The organism is Pseudoflavonifractor hominis, assembly GCF_014288125.1.
GTDB lineage: Bacteria > Bacillota > Clostridia > Oscillospirales > Oscillospiraceae > Pseudoflavonifractor_A > Pseudoflavonifractor_A gallinarum.
Map to the genome: position 1 here is coordinate 165,242 of NZ_JACOPR010000001.1, position 15,474 is coordinate 180,715.

General features: G+C 62.2%; 15 protein-coding genes. 4 read left to right on the top strand and 11 right to left on the bottom strand.

What is annotated here, in order from left to right:
• Positions 1–126 precede the first annotated feature (126 nt).
• Together H8S34_RS00830 and H8S34_RS00835 are read left to right on the top strand one after the other, a co-directional pair.
• Complete coding sequence (locus tag H8S34_RS00830; RefSeq protein ID WP_243207867.1) at positions 127–1,347, top strand: FtsW/RodA/SpoVE family cell cycle protein; 1,221 nt, start codon at positions 127–129, stop codon at positions 1,345–1,347.
• Positions 1,348–1,422: 75 nt separating this feature from the next.
• Positions 1,423–2,760: an S-layer homology domain-containing protein gene (locus H8S34_RS00835; protein ID WP_186962789.1), complete on the top strand. Its 1,338-nt coding sequence runs from the start codon at positions 1,423–1,425 to the stop codon at positions 2,758–2,760.
• 64 nt (positions 2,761–2,824) lie between these two features.
• Here the strand turns inward: H8S34_RS00835 and gltA are convergent, their stop codons facing one another.
• Together gltA and H8S34_RS00845 are read right to left on the bottom strand one after the other, a co-directional pair.
• The gene (gltA, locus tag H8S34_RS00840) at positions 2,825–4,219 is read right to left on the bottom strand and encodes an NADPH-dependent glutamate synthase (protein ID WP_186962790.1); all 1,395 of its coding nucleotides are present in this window, start codon (positions 4,217–4,219) and stop codon (positions 2,825–2,827) included.
• Between the two features lie 15 nt (positions 4,220–4,234).
• Positions 4,235–5,095 carry a sulfide/dihydroorotate dehydrogenase-like FAD/NAD-binding protein gene (locus H8S34_RS00845; protein WP_186962791.1) on the bottom strand — a complete coding sequence of 287 codons (861 nt, stop codon included), beginning with the start codon at positions 5,093–5,095 and terminating at the stop codon, positions 4,235–4,237.
• Positions 5,096–5,482: 387 nt separating this feature from the next.
• Here H8S34_RS00845 and H8S34_RS00850 point away from each other — a divergent pair, with 387 nt between their 5' ends.
• Positions 5,483–6,025 (top strand): beta-class carbonic anhydrase, encoded by a 543-nt coding sequence (locus H8S34_RS00850; protein ID WP_101693482.1) that lies wholly within the window; start codon positions 5,483–5,485, stop codon positions 6,023–6,025.
• Positions 6,026–6,035: 10 nt separating this feature from the next.
• Here the strand turns inward: H8S34_RS00850 and H8S34_RS00855 are convergent, their stop codons facing one another.
• From H8S34_RS00855 to H8S34_RS00890, 8 genes are all read right to left on the bottom strand, one after another.
• Positions 6,036–6,947 (bottom strand): sensor histidine kinase, encoded by a 912-nt coding sequence (locus H8S34_RS00855; RefSeq protein ID WP_186962792.1) that lies wholly within the window; start codon positions 6,945–6,947, stop codon positions 6,036–6,038.
• Positions 6,948–7,049: 102 nt separating this feature from the next.
• Positions 7,050–7,805: an ABC-2 transporter permease family protein gene (locus tag H8S34_RS00860; RefSeq protein WP_186962793.1), complete on the bottom strand. Its 756-nt coding sequence runs from the start codon at positions 7,803–7,805 to the stop codon at positions 7,050–7,052.
• A 23-nt stretch (positions 7,806–7,828) separates the two neighbouring features.
• A complete protein-coding gene (locus H8S34_RS00865; protein WP_101693485.1) occupies positions 7,829–8,584 on the bottom strand; it encodes an ABC transporter permease in 756 nt (251 codons plus the stop codon).
• Positions 8,577–9,500, bottom strand: coding sequence for an ABC transporter ATP-binding protein (locus H8S34_RS00870; protein ID WP_101693486.1), 924 nt, complete (start codon positions 9,498–9,500; stop codon positions 8,577–8,579). Before H8S34_RS00870 ends, H8S34_RS00865 begins: the two co-directional genes overlap by 8 nt.
• 103 nt (positions 9,501–9,603) lie before the next feature.
• Positions 9,604–10,299, bottom strand: coding sequence for a response regulator transcription factor (locus tag H8S34_RS00875; RefSeq protein ID WP_101693487.1), 696 nt, complete (start codon positions 10,297–10,299; stop codon positions 9,604–9,606).
• 18 nt (positions 10,300–10,317) lie between these two features.
• A complete protein-coding gene (locus H8S34_RS00880; RefSeq protein ID WP_186962794.1) occupies positions 10,318–12,045 on the bottom strand; it encodes an Rqc2 family fibronectin-binding protein in 1,728 nt (575 codons plus the stop codon).
• A gap of 3 nt (positions 12,046–12,048) precedes the next feature.
• Complete coding sequence (locus H8S34_RS00885; protein WP_101693489.1) at positions 12,049–12,447, bottom strand: Mini-ribonuclease 3; 399 nt, start codon at positions 12,445–12,447, stop codon at positions 12,049–12,051.
• Positions 12,448–12,459: 12 nt separating this feature from the next.
• Positions 12,460–13,689: a class I SAM-dependent rRNA methyltransferase gene (locus H8S34_RS00890; RefSeq protein ID WP_101693490.1), complete on the bottom strand. Its 1,230-nt coding sequence runs from the start codon at positions 13,687–13,689 to the stop codon at positions 12,460–12,462.
• A gap of 145 nt (positions 13,690–13,834) precedes the next feature.
• Between H8S34_RS00890 and H8S34_RS00895 the strand changes: the two genes are divergently transcribed.
• Positions 13,835–14,458: a superoxide dismutase gene (locus H8S34_RS00895; protein WP_101693491.1), complete on the top strand. Its 624-nt coding sequence runs from the start codon at positions 13,835–13,837 to the stop codon at positions 14,456–14,458.
• A 41-nt stretch (positions 14,459–14,499) separates the two neighbouring features.
• On the opposite strand, the gene H8S34_RS00900 is transcribed toward H8S34_RS00895, so the two are convergent.
• A complete protein-coding gene (locus H8S34_RS00900) occupies positions 14,500–15,348 on the bottom strand; it encodes a C39 family peptidase (RefSeq protein ID WP_186962795.1) in 849 nt (282 codons plus the stop codon).
• Between the last annotated feature and the right edge of the window lie 126 nt (positions 15,349–15,474).

A 15,474-nucleotide genomic window follows, 5' to 3' on the forward strand; every position in this document is an offset into this window, starting at 1 on the left:
GGGATATTATAACATATCTTTGAAGAAAGCGCAAAACGGTTTACGTCTCTCCAAAAAGGTGATATGATAAGAGCCGTTCCTCGGAGCTTCCCGGCGGAAGCGCTCCGGATTTCTGATTGGTTCGATTTGGAAAGGAGGCCGTTTTCTCTGTCCTGGCTCACCGATTCCCTGAAAGAGTTTTTCCGCAAGGGCGACCTTGTGCTCCTCTCCCTCTGCCTGGCTGCCAGCGGCTTTGGACTGGTGCTCATTTACAGCGCATCCCGCTATACCGAGAGCACCCGCTTCATGCCGGTCCAGTCCATCGCGATTGTGCTGGGCGTGCTGGTCTATATTGTGATGTCCTCGGTGGACGTGGAGCTTTTTACCGAAAAATCCTGGAAGTTTCTTCTGGCCTTCAACATCGGTTTTGTGCTGCTCACCCGCACCCCCATCGGTGTGGACCACGGCACAGGCAACCGCAGCTGGCTCTCTATCCCCGGTATCCCCTTTGAGCTCCAGCCCGCGGAGATCGTCAAACTCACCTTTATCCTGCTTCTGGCCTGGCAGTGCAGCCGCATCCAGAGCCGGGGGCATGACATCAGCTCCATTCCCTCGGTCATGCAGATCACAGGCCATACCCTGATGATGTTCGGCCTGATCGCGGTGGCCTCGGGCGACTTCGGCATGGGGCTCACCTATCTCTTCATCTTCGTGGTGGTGGCCTGGGTGTCCGGTGTCAAGAAGCGTTGGTTTGTCCTGGCCATCCTGCTCTTTGCCGCCATGGTGGTGCTGATCGTTCTGTTCTGGGACAAGTTCAGCGGCATCTATTTCTTCCGCCGAATCAAGGTGGTGGTGGACCACATCACCGGCAACCCGGACACCCTCTACGATCAGACCATGGACACCGGGTGGCAGCAGACCAAGAGTATCACTGCCATCGGCAGCGGCCAGCTCACCGGCATGGGTTACCTCAACGGCAACCTGACCCAGAGCGCCTATGCCACCAGCCTGCCCGCCCGGTACAACGACGAGATCTTCGCCGTCTGTGGTGAGGAGTTCGGCTTTATCGGCTGCGTGTTCCTGCTCCTCCTGATGTCTTCCATTATCCTGCGCTGCATCTGGGTGGCCCGGCGGGCCTGTTCCCCCCAGTCGGCCTACCTGGTGATGGGATATGCCGGAATGCTCCTGGCTCAGGTGGGCGTCAACATCGCCATGTGCCTGTATATCTTCCCCGTGGTGGGTCTGACCCTCCCCTTCGTGAGCTACGGCGGCTCCTCCATCATCACCATGTTTGCCGCCATGGGCATCGTATCCAGCGTAAAAATGCGCTCCCTCCCCAGCTGGCTACGGGACCGGAGCAAATTATAGGAAAAACCGCATAACCTCCTTGTTTTGGGAAAGACTGTGGGTGATCCCATTTTTCCAAACAAGGAGGTTTTTTCTTTGAAGCATTCCGCACTGACCCGCCGCCTGGTATCCCTGGGTGCGCTGTGCGCCCTCACCCTGACCTTCTCCCTTCCCGCCTCCGCCTTTCTGTTCTGGGGCAAGGAGGAGACATCGGCCGGAGAGGCCACGGTGGCCGCCTTTGCCAAAAACGGCCTGCCGGGAGAGTCCATCTCCTTCTCCGCCGAGGATTTCCGGGTGGACGCCGACGGAGATGTGGCCCTGGACGCCGTGGTCATCTCCTCCCTTCCCGACGCCGCAGCCGGCGTGCTCACTCTGGCCGGTATCCCGCTGAACGTGGGGGATTCCGTCTCCATGGACGCGGTGGATGGACTGCGCTTTCTCGCCTCCACTCAGCCCACCGCGGCCACCTCGCAGTTCACCTTTGCCCCCGTCTTCTCCAACGGTGTCTCCGGCCGGGAGGTGGAGGTAGGGCTCTACCTTCTCTCCGCTGAGAACAACACCCCGGTGGCCCAGCATCTGGAGCTCTCCACCTATAAAAACACCGTACTCACCGCACCGTTCTCCGCCACCGATCCCGAGGGAGATCTGCTCTCCTACCAGCTGGTCAGCAAACCGGCCCGGGGCGCGGTGACCATGCCCGCCGAGGGGGAGAACACCTTCACCTACACGCCCTATGAGGGCAAGACTGGAAAAGACGCCTTCACCTACGTGGCCGTGGACTCGGTGGGCAACACCTCCGCTCCGGCCAAGGTGACCATCACCATCGAGAAGCCGGCCACCAAGGTCACCTATGCGGATATGGACGGCCACGCCGCCGCCAACGCCGCCATTCGTCTGGCCGAAGAGGGGATCTTTGTGGGGGAATGTATGGGGGACTCCTACTTCTTCCAGCCTGATCTGCCTGTGACCCGCAGCCAGTTCGTGGCCATGGTGATGGATACCACCGGGCTGGAGGCCCTGGAGGACGTGAGCCGCACCGGCTTTGCCGACGACACCTCCATTCCCCAGTGGGCCAAGCCCTATGTGGCCTCCGCCCTCAAAGCGGGACTGGTCCAGGGGACCCAGAGCGCCGATGGACAGGTGGTGTTCCAGCCCCAGGCACTCGTGACCCGGGCCGAGGCCAGCGTACTGCTCAACCGGGTACTCCAGGTCACCGACGTGGCGCAGCCCACCTTCGGCGTGGATCTGACCGGCGCGCCCGCCTGGGCGGTCCAGTCGGCGGCCAACCTGGAGAGCTGCGGTGTCCTTCAGGCCGAGTCCAACGGCACACTTACCCTTTCCAATACCCTGACCCGGGCGGAGGCCGCCCAGCTTCTGGTCGGTGCGCTCAACGTGCTGGAAAATCGGGAGACCGGGAGCTTCCTTCCCTGGTAACATGCAAAAACGCGCCGCAGAGCTTTGACTCTGCGGCGCGCTGTTGTTTTCGGGGGCAACCGGATTACTTCCCGTACTTCTCCTGCAGGTACTTGTCCATGGCGGCAGCGGCCTTCTTGCCGGCGCCCATGGCCAGGATCACGGTGGCGGCGCCGGTCACGGCGTCACCGCCGGCGTACACGCCCTCACGGCTGGTAGCCATGGTCTCCTCATCAGCCACCAGGCAGCCCTTCTTGTTGGCCTCCAGGCCGGGGGTGGTGGAGCGGATCAGGGGGTTGGGGCTGGTGCCCAGGGACATGATGACGGTGTCCACTTCCAGCTCAAAGTTGGAACCGGGGATCTCCACCGGACGGCGGCGGCCGGAGGTGTCGGGCTCGCCCAGCTCCATCTTCACGCACTCCATGGCGCGGACCTTGCCGTGGCCATCGTCCAGGATCTTGACGGGGTTGTTGAGGAACAGGAACTCGATGCCCTCTTCCTTGGCGTGATGGATCTCCTCACGGCGGGCAGGCATGGCCTCCTCATCCCGGCGGTAGACCACATACACCTTGGCGCCCATGCGCTTGGCGCAGCGGGCGGCGTCCATGGCCACGTTGCCGCCGCCCACGACGGCCACGGCCTTGGCGTCCTTCACGGGGGTGTCATAGCCCTCGCGGTAGGCCTTCATCAGGTTGATGCGGGTCAGGTACTCGTTGGCAGAGTACACGCCGGCCAGAGCCTCGCCGGGAATACCCATGAACATGGGCAGGCCGGCACCGGAACCGACGAACACGGCCTTGTAGCCGTCCTCAAACATCTCGTCGATGGTGTAGGTACGGCCCACCACCACGTCGCACTCCAGATCAGCGCCCAGAGCGCACAGCTTGTCGACCTCGTTCTGCACGATGGCCTTGGGCAGACGGAACTCGGGGATGCCGTAGACCAGCACGCCGCCGGCGGTGTGGAAGGCCTCGAAGATGGAGACCTGATAGCCCTTCTTGGCCAGATCGCTGGCGCAGGTCAGGCTGGCAGGGCCGGAGCCCACCACCGCCACCTTGATCCCGTTGGACGCGGGCTTCTCGGGCATGGCGTTGACGTTCTCACGGTACCAGTCGGCCACGAAGCGCTCCAGACGGCCAATGGCCACGGGCTCGCCCTTGATGCCGCGGACACAGTGGCACTCACACTGAGTCTCCTGGGGGCAGACACGGCCGCTGATGGAGGGCAGGGCGTTGGTGCTGGTGATGACGTCATAGGCGCCCTGGAAGTCGCCCTCGGCCACCTTGGCGATGAACTCGGGGATACGGATGTTCACGGGGCAGCCGTTGACGCAGGGCTTGTTCTTGCAGTTCAGGCAGCGCTTGGCCTCGTCGATGGCCATCTCGGCGGTGTAGCCCATGGCCACCTCTTCAAAGTTATGGTTACGGACGCCGGGATCCTGCTCCGGCATCGGATTCTTCGTCATGCTCATGTTCGGCATTTTCTTCGACCTCCCTTAGTGAATCATGTTCTTGGCGAGCGTCTCCATGCGGCAGGTGTGGCGCTCTTTTTCCTTGGCCTCACGCTCGCGGTACACGGAGTTGCGGTTCATCAGCTCGTCAAAATCCACCTTGTGGCCGTCAAAGTCGGGGCCGTCCACGCAGGCAAACTTCATCTCGCCGCCCACCGTGACACGGCAGCAGCCGCACATGCCGGTGCCGTCGATCATGATGGGGTTGAGGCTCACCAGGGTGTGGATGCCGAAGGGCTCGGTGGTCTTGCAGACAAACTTCATCATGGGAACGGGGCCGATGGCGATCACAGCGTCATACTGGTTGCCGGCCTCGATGAGGGCCTTGAGCTTGTCGGTGACAAAGCCCTTCTCGCCGTAGGTGCCGTCGTCGGTGGTCAGGTAGAAGTTGTCACAGGCGGCCTTGAACTCCTCCTCCAGGATCACGATGTCCTTGGAGCGGAAACCGGCGATGACGTCCACCTGGATGCCCTCAGCGTGGAGGCTCTTGGCCTGGGGATAGGCGATGGCGCAGCCCACGCCGCCGCCGACCACGCACACCCGCTTCACATCGCCCAGCTCGGGGCGGGTGGGCTGGCCCAGGGGGCCTACGAAGTCCCGGATATAATCACCCTCATTGAGGTCGCCCAGCAGCTCCGTGGTCAGGCCCACCTTCTGGAACATGATGGTGATGGTGCCCTTCTCGCGGTCATAATCGCCGATGGTGAGGGGGATACGCTCGCCCTCCTCATCCAGACGCAGGATGATGAACTGTCCCGCCTGTGCCTTCTTGGCGATCATGGGGGCCTCGACTTCCAGCAGGGTCACGCTGGGATTGAGGACCTTCTTTCTCACGACTTTAACCATACCTTGATCTTTCCTTTCCTCCGACTCGGCCAATGCCCGCACGTTTCCAGACCATCCCGTTTCCCTTCGGTGGGGCTGGACAGCGGAGCCGGGGCCATCCGTCTCGTTTTCCGGCAGAACAGGGTCCCGCCGGACTCTCTAAACTCAACAAATAAGACTCATAAGTTTAATAAAAACGGCCTTCTGCTCCGTTTCAAGTCCTATGAGTTCTTATCCTCTAAGAAAAGATAGCAGTTTCCCATAACTTTGTCAAGAAATTACCAGAGCTTTTTCTCTATTTCTACAATCGCTCCGCAGGCAACCCGCAACACGCCGCCCACTCTTTACATTGTTTTCCAAAAAGAGTATGATAATACAGTCAATCTCGTGAAAGGCGGTGGTCCTGATATGATCGATGAGATCCTGCGCTATAACCGCTCCTTTGTCTCTCAGGAGCGGTATGCCCCCTATCAGACCAGTAAATATCCCGACAAGCATCTGGCGGTCCTCTCCTGTATGGACACCCGGCTCACGGAACTGCTCCCCGCGGCGCTGGGCCTGCGCAACGGGGATGTCAAGCTCATCAAGAATGCCGGCGCGGTGGTCAGCCATCCCTTCGGGAGCATCATGCGCAGCCTCCTCATCGCTGTCTATGAGCTGGGCGTGGAGGAGATCATGGTGGTGGGCCACTACGACTGCGGAGTGCAGCACATGGACGGCGAGGAAATGCTCCGCCATATGGGGGAGCGCGGCATCTCCGAGGACCGCATCCGCCTGGTGGAGAGCTGCGGCATTGACCTGCGCCGCTGGCTCACCGGCTTTGACAGTGCGGAGGACTCCGTCCGGGCCACCGTGGAGCAGATCGTCTCCCACCCGCTCATGCCGGACGGCCTGGTGGTGCGCGGCTTTCTGATGGACCCCGCCACCGGACGGCTGGACCCGGTCTCCTGACCGGAGAGTCTCACCCTCTCTCCCGCCACCTGGGCCAGGTGATCCGGATCTCAAAGCGTGCCTGATCTCCGGATGCCGTAACGGTGCATCCCATCTGTTCCCCCAGGGTCTTGACAATGGCAAGGCCCAACCCGGTGTTGCGTCCGGTGCGCATCTTATCCGCCGTAAAAAACCGCTCAAATACCCGGGGCACATCCTCCGCCTCCAGCCCGGGGGCCGCATTGGCGAAGGAGCTGACGACCGTGCCCCCCTCCTGCCACAGACGGATGGACATGGGACCAGCCCCGTGGTCCAGTGCATTGCGCAGCAGATTGGTCCCGATCCGGAGCACGCCCCCCGGATCGGCCTGGACGGGGGGCAGGTCGGAGGGCAGATCCACCTCCATCTCAAACCCCGCCTCGGTAAAGTCGGTATAGAAGGAGGCCAGCAGCTCGGAAAAGACCGCCCTCAGGTCCACCCGCTGCTTTTCCAGCGGAAATTCCCCGCCCTCCAGCCGGGAGAGATCATAGAAGCTGGTGATGAGCCGCTGCAACGTCTGAGCCCGGCCCCGGATCACGCCCAGATATTCCGTCTGCTGTTCCTCGGTCAGGCCGCCCTCCTCCAGAAGCTGGAGGTAACCCAAAATGGAGGTCAGCGGGGTGCGCAGATCGTGGGAGATGTTGGAGATCTGCCGCCGGAGCTCCCGCTCCCGGGCCCTTCCCTCCGCCCGCTCCTCCTGCCGAAGGGCCAGCAGCCGGTTGACCTCCTCCAGGAGGGCTTCCGCCGCGGCATTGGGGGCCTCCAGCCGTACCCGGGAGACGCTGTCCTGCTCCTCCAGCTGCCGAAGCTGCTCCACCGCCGAGCGGAGTGAGCGGTTCTGTATACGGCCCCAACACACCAGCACAATGCACAGCACCAGCAAGATTCCGCAGAGGATCCACATGGTCCTTTCCCCTTTCTGAGAAGGGCCCACGTCTGTGGACCCTTCCCCTTCCAAACAAATCGTGGCGCACCCGCTTTGCGCGGGTGCGCCTATTTTTTCTGTCTACCGGATGTCTTTCCGTTTCAGCAGAGCCAGTCCGGCCGCCGTGCTGGCAGCCAGCCAGCCCAGCCCCACGCCCCAGCACCAAACCTGATACGTCCAAGTCAGCCATCCGCTCAGAAACCGGGGCGTCAGAAGCAGAGAGGGCATAACAATCGCCTCGGCAACGGTTGCCGCCCAGGAGGAGGTGTTGCCCGCAAAGAGGATGGCCACGAACACCAATAAAATGGGCTGTCCAAAAAAGAAATAAATATAGTATCCGCAGATCCACACCGCCGTGTTCCGGATGGCCAGCGCCGCCATATGGCAGACCCCCGCCATACCGCACCAGATGGGCACCGCGCCCAGGAGAGAAAAGCCCAGCACCACCAGATTGGTCCACTCCTGTTCCGGATCGCTGTGGTTCAGCAGCAGCCACCCCCCGATGAGGCAGGCCCCCAGCAGTATGACACACAGGGCCAGCCCGGCCAGCAGGACCGCAATCAGTTTTCCCAGATAGATCCGGGTGCGGCTCAGACCAAAAGCGACCTCATGCTTCAGGGTATCGGGTGCGCCGTCATCCACCAGTAGCACCAGCAGGGGCGCGACCAGGACGCCCGCCACCAGGACCACCGTGCATGCCGCCACGAGATTGCTGTACTCTCTCCCGCTCAAAAGGACGGAATAGACCACCATGAGCAGAAATAGAATGCCCCAGGTCAGAAAGAGCGCGGGGCGCTGTGTGAGCTTCCACAGCTCCGCCTTGACATAGTTGAACATATGGAAGCTCCCCCCTTTCCACCTCAGCGAATCTCCTTTTTCTGGAACAGGCCCATCCCGATCCCGGTGGCAGCACCGAACCAGACCAGTCCGGTGATCCAGCATCGGGCCAGATAGCCTCCATCAAAGGCACGATTTCTCAGCTCCTCCAGCATCACGGCGGGCATAAAGCCCCGCAATGTCTCAAAGATGGGGTGGAACAGGATACCAAAGGCCTGAAACACACTGGGCAGGACCGCCAGGATCGCGACCCCCAGGAAGGCCGCCATCGCGGAGCTGCGTACATGGAAGTAGCAGGCCAGGACTACCGCCTGGGCTGCCATCCAAAGCGGCAGTGCCCCGGCCAGACAGTAGCCAACTATAGCCAGCGCCTGCCCGTCCTCTCCGCTGTGGGGGAAGAGAAGCCAGCACCCTGCCAGATAGAAGCCCACCAGCACTGCACAGGCGACAAATGCTACCAACAGGGAGACCAGTAGCTTGCCCAGATAAATGCGTACCCGCGGGATACCGTAGGACACCTCATTTTTCAGGGTGGTATGCTTGTACTGGTCGGAAAACACCATATCGCCGGTCCCAAAGGTGGCATACATGCCGAAGCTCAGCAGCAGGGCCACGATCATACTGGTAGAGTAAAAGGAGACCTGCGGATTGCCCCAGGAATAGGTCCTCCAATACCCCCAAAGAAGAATGCCCTCCAGAGCCAGAAAAATCGCCATGGTCACATAGAAATACTTGCGCCGGAACACCTTGAAACACTCGGCAGCCAGATAGTTACGCATGGCGGACACCTCCGATCAGGCCCAGGAAGTAATCCTCCAGATTGGCCCCCTGGGGCTCCACGGCAGAGAGGCCCACGCCCGCCCCTACCAGGGCACGGGTGACCTCTCCCGGCCGGTCCAGATGGCTGTAAAGCCGGATGACCGACGGACTGAGTACCTCAAAGTCCCGGGTTGCCAAATCTTCCTCCAGGACCAGGGCCGCCTTGGCGGCGTCGTCTACCCGCAGCTCCAGGCAGGCCCGGCACTTCTCACTCAGCCGCGCGGCGGAGATCTGCTCCAGCAGCACGCCGTGGTCGATGAACCCGTAGCAGGTGGCCAGGTTGGCAAGCTCGCTCAGAATGTGGCTGGAGATCAGGATGGTTGTCTGCCGGTCCCGGTTGAGCTTCAGGAGCAGGTTCCGAAACTCCACGATCCCCTCCGGGTCCAGGCCGTTGATGGGCTCGTCCAGAAGCAGGAGATCGGGGCGGTTCATCAGGGCCAGCGCCAGGCCTAGGCGCTGCTTCATGCCCAGAGAAAAATGCTTGAACGGCTTGGTCCCGGTATCCGTCAGTCCGGCCGCCTCCAGCGCCTCGTCCACCGCATTCCTCCCCGGGATGCCCCGCTGAATGCGGTAATACTCCAGATTCTGACGGGCGTTCAGATAGGGATAAAAGCTGGGGGTCTCCACCATGGCCCCGGTACGGGCGCGCATACGGGCGTTTTCCCGCTCATCCCGTGCCCCAAAGAGGGAGATCTCCCCCTCGGTTGGGGTGGTCTGGGCGGTGATCATCCGAATGATGGTGGTCTTTCCGGCGCCGTTGCGTCCGACCAGGCCGTAGATCTGTCCCCGTTCCAGGTCCAGATTGATATGATCCGCGGCCAGCGCATGGCCGTAGCGCTTGGTAAGGCCCCGGGTCGTCAATACTTGTTCTGCCATACAGGCATCAACCCTTCCTTTTTGATTGTGATGCCATTGTAGCAGCTCGTCCATAAAGCCGGATAAAGCAAAGATTAAGAATGTCTAAACTCTGCCCGGGGACTCACTCGTTCTCCTCCGCCATTTTAAATCCAATGCCCCAGACCGTCTTGATATAGTCCCCCTTGCTGACCTTGTTCAGCTTGGAGCGCAGGTTGGAGATGTGGACATTCACCGTATTATCATCCCCCATAAACTCCCCGCCCCATACCTGCTCATAGAGCTGTTCCCGGGTAAAGACCTTTTTCGGATGGGCCATCAGCAGAGCCAGGATCTCAAACTCCCGGGCGGTCAGGCTGGCGGGCTTTCCGTCCACGGTGACGGTCACGCTCTCCCGGTCCAGGACCAGCGCGCCGTGGGTGAGGACCTGCCCCGCCCCGCCGCCGGAAAATTCCTTGTACCGCCGCAGCTGGGCCTCCACCCGGGCCAGGACCTCTGCGTTGTCAAAGGGCTTGGGGATGAAATCGTCCGCCCCCAGCCGCAGGACGTTCACCCGGTCCTCCAGGCCCGCCTTGGCCGAGAGGACCAGGATGGGCATGGTCTTTTTCCGGCGCATCTTCTGGATGAATTCCTCTCCGGTCAGACCGGGAAGCATCAGATCCAGCAGCACCAGGTCATAGTTGTACTGGGTGGCCCAGAGCTCCGCCTCACTCCCGGAAAAGGCGGGGCGGCAGTCGTATCCCGCGTTCCCCAACACCGTACAGAGCAGGCGGTTGATGTCCGGGTCGTCCTCTACCACCAGAATGTGACAGTTCTCCATGGCACTTTCCTCCTCTTATTATTTTATGCGCAGACGCTTCACCAGTTCCCCGTCCGGGTCCACATAGGCGGTCTCATAGGTGGTATAGATCACCATGCCGGGCCGGGCCCCCGCGGGCTTTTTCACATACTTGACCGGCGTATAGTCCACCGGCACCTTTTTCCCCTCCCGTCCCTGGGAGAACCAGGCCGCCAGCACCGCCGCCTCGTGGAGGCTCTGCACGTCGGGGGTCCCTCCCTCGGTCCAGAGGATCACGTGGGAGCCGTGGATCTTCTGAGTGTGGAACCAGATGTCGCTCTTGAAGGCCATCTTGGTGGTGAGCTGGTCGTTCTGACTGTTGTTCTTGCCCACCGAGATCCGCAGCCCCGCGGAGGAGCGGAACTCCATGGGCTTGCCCGACACCCGCTTCTCCCGCTTGGCGGCCGTCTTGCCCCGGCGGAGGTAGCCAGTGTCGGCCAGCTCCTGCCGGATCTCCTGCAAATCCCGCTCGCCCTCGGCCAGGGTGATGTTCTCCAGCACACTGTTGAGGTACTCCAGCTCCTTCTCACCCTTTTCGATCTGGATGGTGAGCATCTCCTCGGCGGTCTTGGCCTTGTTGTAATCCTTATAATATTTGGCAGCGTTCTGCTGGGGAGTGCGGAGGGGGTCCAGCCGGATCTCCACCTCCCGGCACTCCGGGTCATAGAAGTCCACCGCCCGCAGTACGCTCTGTCCCTTGTGCATGGCGTGGAGATTGGAGGTGATGATGTCCCCCAGCTCCCGCAGCCGCTCCCGGTCCAGAGTGGCCTCCAGCTCCCGCTCCTGGTTGGCCAGCTTACGGGCCACCCGATCCCGGGCGCTGGTCACCGATTTGATGAGGTCCTGGCCCCGCTGGCGCACCCGCTCAGCCTGATCCCGGGTCTCATAGAATGCGTCCAGCATCGGAGAGAAGCGCTCCTGACGGCGGCACTCAGTCTCCGGTCCGTATTGGAGGATGGGCAGAAAGGTAAAGTCCACCGCCCGGCCCTCCCGCACCAGCAGATAGGGCGCAAAGCGCTTTTCCTGCACCTCCGTGCGGAATTTCTCCAGCTCCTCCCGCAGTGCGGCGGGATCCTCCCCGGCCCGGAAGACCAGTTCCCGGGCGATGAGGGGGGAGATGCCCGTAAAGGCGTCCAGCAGGAGCTTGTCCAGACTCTTCCCCATGGGATTTTCCAGGGCGGCGGCCCGCTCCTCCTCCGAGCAGGCGAGCAGGTCCAGCTTGTCCGGCGCAGGCGGCAGGCGGTAGAACATCCCGGGCAATACCTGCCGCTGGTTGGAGGCAAGGTCTCCGTCCACCCGGCGCAGGCAGTCCACGATCCGCCCCTCCCCGTCCAGCAGGATGAGGTTGGCCCGGCGGCCCATACACTCCAGGATCAGGCGCCGCTCCACCCGGTCACCCAGCTCGTCCAGGACCTCCAGCCGGAAGTCCAGCAGGCGCTCCATGGGGGGCTGGACGATCTCCAGGATGCGGCCCCCGGTCAGGTGCTTGCGCAGGAGCATACAGAACATGGGGGGCGTGCCCGGGTTCTCCCGGCTGACGGTGGTGAGCTGGGCCCGGGGCTGGTTGGGGCTGGCCGAGAGGAGGAGCTTTCCGTTCCCCTCGCTGCCCCGTACGGCCAGCACCACCTCGTCCCGGCCGGGCTGATATACTTTATCGATGCGCCCGCCCACCAGGGCGGCGCGCAGCTCCTCCGCCACGGCGGAGAGGCAAATGGCGTCCAAGGGCATGGGTCACTCCTCCATCATATGGGCAAAGAGCTCGTTGAGCCGCTCGGTCCGCCCCTGCAAATAGAGCCAGCCGAAGAGGGCCTCCAGTCCGGTGGCACTCTGGTACTCGGCCCGGCTGGCCTTCTGGGGGACCGAGTGGGGGCTGGTGTTGCGTCCCCGGCGGTAGACGTCTCCCTCCTCCTCGCTGAGCAGGGGGAGGATCCGCTCCACCGCCTGGGCCTGGGCAGGGGCGGCCACATAGCGGACGGTGGCCTTGTGGAGGCCCCGGGCGCTGGCCTTGCCGTGCAGGCACAGCCAGGAGCGCACCATCACCTCAAAGACCGCGTCCCCCAGATGGGCCAGGCCCAGGTTGCTGATCCCGGCGATCTGGTCGCGGGAGGCATTCAAGTGAAAATAATCCATGGTCGTTCTCCTTTATACCACCTGGAACAGGTAGAATTTCAGGTAATTGGTCTCGGGCACATTCCACAGGATGGGATGGTCGGGCGACTGCTGCCGGGCCTCGATCTGCCGCAGCTGTACGCCCGCGTCCCGGGCCGCGCTGTGGAGCATCCGCACGAACCGCTCCTCATCCATGAAGTGGGAGCAGGAGCAGGTGGCCAGATAGCCGCCCCGGGGGAGCAGCTTCATGGCCCGGTAGTTGATCTCCTTATAGCCCCGTGCGGCGGCGTCAATGGTCTTGCGGCTCTTGGTGAAGGCGGGCGGGTCCAGGATGATGAAGTCGTAGGGATGGCCCCCCTTCTCCTCCAGAGCAGGCAGAAGGTCGAACACATTGGCAGCCGTAAAGTCCATGATCCCCTCCAGGCCGTTGCGCCGGGCATTCTCCCGGGCCATCTCCACCGCCAGCTCAGACACATCCACGGCGGTCACGTGGGCCGCGCCCCCCTTGGCGGCGTTCAGGGCAAAGGAGCCAGTGTGGGTAAAACAGTCCAGCACCCGCTTGCCCCGGGCCAGCCGGGCCACAGCCTGGCGGTTGTACTTCTGGTCCAGGAAAAAGCCGGTCTTCTGTCCGTTCTCCACGTCCACGGCGTACTCCACCCCGTTTTCCACGATGGCGGTGCGGGGACTCTCCGGGACCGGGACTCCCTCCAGATGGAACCATCCCTTGTTCTCCGCCAGCCCCTCGTGGGCCCGGATGGCCACGTCGTTGCGCTCATAGATCCCCCGGATGGTCTGTCCGTCCTCGGTCAGCACTTTATAGATCAGGGGGAAGATCATCTCCTTGCGCAGTTCCATCCCCAGCGAGAGGGTCTGGGTCACCAGCAGATCATGGAACCGGTCCACCGTGAGGCCTGGGAAGGAATCCGCCTCCCCGAAGATGATGCGGCAGCAGTCGGTATCCTCCCCCATGACCGTCTTGCGGTACTCCCAGGCGTAGCGCACCCGGCGCGCCCAGAAGGCCTCGTCAAACCGGTCGTTGGCGTTGCGGGAGATGAGACGCACCCGGATCCGGGAGGTCTCGCTGAGAAATCCCGTGCCCAGGTAGCGGCCCTTTCCGCTCACCACATCCACCAGAGCGCCGTTCTCATACGCGCCCTCGATGGAGACGATCTCCCCGTCGTACACCCAGGGGTGTCCGCCCAGCAGGGCTCGCTCTCCCTTTGGCGTGATGGTCACTTTCGCATATCCGCGTTCCTGTTTCATGGTCCCAGTCTCCCTCTTGTATGGCTTGCGGCAGACCCGCATATATTGGTATCTCACAGGGGGCGCACCCGGCGCGCCTGTAACGATTTAGTATACCGCAAAACCACCGGAAACACAACCGCCCCCCTGAAAGGAGTATGCAAGGATGGATCTGCGCTATCCCTATACCCTTCCCCCACTCCCCTACGGCTATGACGAGCTGTGCCCCGCCATCGGGGAGGAGACCCTCTGCTTTCACCACGACAAGCACCTCCGCTCCTACGTGGAGCAGCTCAACCGGGCGCTGGAGGACTGCGAGGCCGGCCGGAGCAAGACTCTGGAGGAGTTGCTCCGGGACCTGGACAGCCTGCCCGCCCAGGACCGTGTCCCGGTGGGCCGCAGCGCCGGCGGGGTGTACAACCACCTTCTGTATTTTGCCGGTCTCTCTCCCAGCGGCGGAGGAGAGCCTTCCGGAGCACTGGCCGAGGCCATCCAGAGGGATTTCGGGTCCTTTTTCGCCTGGAAGCGGCAGATGGCGGAGGCCGCACGTACCCTCTTCGGCTCGGGCTACGCCTGGCTGGTCTCCGACCGGGAGGGCGCGCTGTCCCTCCTGGCTCTGCCCAACCAGGACTGCCCCCTCACCCTGGGTCTGCGCCCCCTGCTCTGTCTGGACGTGTGGGAGCACGCCTACTATCTGGACGTGCGCAACCGCCGGGGCGACTACGTGGAGCGCTGGTTCTCCCTGCTCGCCTGGCCCCTGGCCGAGGCCCGCTATACCGCCCCCTGGTAGCGCAAAAGCCCCCGGGACCTATATGGTCCCGGGGGCTTCCATCAAGCCTCCGTGGGAGTGGGGACGATAAAGAGCATATCGTTTCCGCCCTCTTCCTCGGTGAAGGAGTCATACATGGTGAAGTTGTAGTAGAACCGCTCGGCAGGATAGATGCCGTAGCCGTCCTGGTTGTGGTCGGTGGTGTCGTAGGAATCGGCCACAATGATGACGTCGTCCTGGGTGGTCTCGGTCCCCATGGTGTCATAGCCGATGATGACCTGCCAGTGGCCGCCCCAGTCGTTCCAGGCCACCAGGATGGGTTTACCCTCGCTCAGCCACTGCTGGAAGGTCTCCAGCGTGACCTCGCTGTACACATCCTCATAGTCCAGACTGGTAATATATTCAAAACCGCCCACGCCGTCCAGAATATCCATGGCCTGCTTCAGAGTGGTACCCGGATACCCTGCCATCTCGCCGGTGAGCTCATGGCGCAGCGCGGCCAGGCTCTCCTCATTCCAGTCGCCCAGCTTGCCGTAGTAGTCCATGGCCATCAGGATGGCGTCTACGCCGCAGCTCCACTCGCTGGTCTGCTGAATGGTCTTGAACTTGGGCAGGATGGTAAGGGTATCGGTGGATTCCATATTGTAGAAATCCGGATGCTTGAAGTAGGGGGAGTCCTCGTGATCTCCCGCCCGCTCGACGGAGTCGGCTCCGTCCTCGGGGGAGAGGTCCACGGCGTGTTCGATCTTCATCTCATCGCTGAAATTCTCCGCGGTCTGGGCCGCAGTCGGTTTGGCATCCGCAAGGGATGTCGTGTCCGCCCCGGAAGTCTGGGCCGCTCCCGCCGCGCAGCCGACCAGCGTGGTCAGCATCAGGGTGGAGGCCAGAGCCAGAGTGACAGGTTGTTTCATTTCTCGATCTCCTTTGTTGAGGGCATGTTGCCCTATTCCGATTTCACGCCAAATTCTGGACGCGATGGCTGTTATTATACGGCGTGTGCCGCCCTAGTGCAATGCACATTTTTTCCAAATTATGCT